1 protein-coding gene is annotated in these 785 nt (G+C 67.5%); it reads right to left on the bottom strand.

Features of this window, described 5'->3' with window-relative positions:
* On the bottom strand, positions 1 to 783 hold a 783-nt coding region (locus TW83_RS17155), incomplete at its 3' end, for a BMP family ABC transporter substrate-binding protein (protein ID WP_084697677.1).
* Between the last annotated feature and the right edge of the window lie 2 nt (positions 784 to 785).

The raw sequence follows: 785 nt of genomic DNA, 5'->3' as shown, positions 1-785 counted from the left end.
GCCGCCCGCGGCCAGGTCCATGACCTTGACGCCCGGCTCCAGGTCGGTGCCTGCGGTGAAGGCGTCGAAGACCGCATTGTCCACGCGCTTGACCATCGAGGTCAGGATCTGGCCCGGATGCAGCGCGTTCTGGTTGCTGTCCACGCCGATGGCCAGGATGCCCTCGTCGGCGGCGGCCTGCAGCACGCCGATGCCGGTGCCGCCGGCGGCCGCATAGATCACGTCGGCGCCCTGCGATTTCTGCGCGCGCGCCAGCTCACCACCCTTGACGGGGTCGTTCCAGGCGGCGGGCGTCGTGCCGGTATAGTTGCTGACCAGCGAACCTTCGGGCTGGACCGACTTGAACCCCTGGGCAAAGCCGCATTCGAACTTGCGGATCAGCGGGATGTCCATGCCGCCGATGAAGCCGACGGTGCCGGATTCGGACGCCATCCCGGCCATGACGCCGGCCAGATAGCTGCCCTGCTCCTCGGTGAAGACGACCGATTGCACGTTCGGCGCCTCGACCACCATGTCGATGATGGCGAATTTCGTGTCCGGGTAATCGCCCGCGACCTTGGTCAGCACGTCGCCAAAGGCGAAGCCGGTCATGACGATGGGGTTCGATCCGCTCTCGGCCAGGCGGCGGAGGGCCTGCTCGCGCTGTGCCTCGGACTGCATCTCCAGCTCGCGATAGGTGCCGCCGGTCTCCTCGACCCAACGCTGCGCGCCGCCGAACGCCGCCTCGTTGAACGACTTGTCGAACTTGCCGCCCAGGTCATAGATCAGCGCCGGATCGGCCAGCG

Origin of the sequence: Paracoccus sp. S4493, assembly GCF_000967735.1 — a bacterium.
Lineage (GTDB): Bacteria > Pseudomonadota > Alphaproteobacteria > Rhodobacterales > Rhodobacteraceae > Paracoccus > Paracoccus marcusii.
This window is presented reverse-complemented; position numbering and strand designations above follow the sequence as displayed.